At 70.6% G+C, this 408-nt stretch carries 1 protein-coding gene; it reads left to right on the plus strand.

From position 1 onward, the window contains the following. Window positions 1-408: urease accessory UreF family protein (locus JHN63_RS52070; protein ID WP_307782210.1), on the plus strand; the 408-nt coding region annotated here is incomplete at both ends.

Genomic DNA, 408 nt, shown 5'->3' on the forward strand with positions numbered 1-408 from the left:
GGGCTCGTGTCGGCTGCCCTCGCCGCTGCTGCCGTACTCGGTGTGGATCCGGTGGAGTTGGACGCGGCTGCTGATGCGCGGACGCCGTCGCCGGCGTTGCGGGTCGCTGCGCGGAAGCTTGGACGGCAGTTGATGCGGGCGGGGCGGGCGACCTGGCCGTCTGCCGAACTCGACGATCTTGCGCGAGAGTTCCCCAAAGGGGCGCATCAGCCTGTGGTGTTGGGGCTGGTGGCTCGGGCGGCGGGGCTCGGGGCGGAGGACGCGGCGTACTGCGCGGCCTACGAGAGTGTGAGTGGGCCGGCGTCCGCGACGGTGCGGTTGCTCAGTCTTGATCCGTTCGATGCTACGGCTGTGCTGGCTCGGTTGGCGCCGGAGTTGGACCTTGTCGTTGATCGGGCGGTGGAGGCG

Origin of the sequence: Streptomyces sp. MBT65 (assembly GCF_016612545.1) — a bacterium.
Taxonomy (GTDB): Bacteria; Actinomycetota; Actinomycetes; order Streptomycetales; family Streptomycetaceae; genus Streptomyces.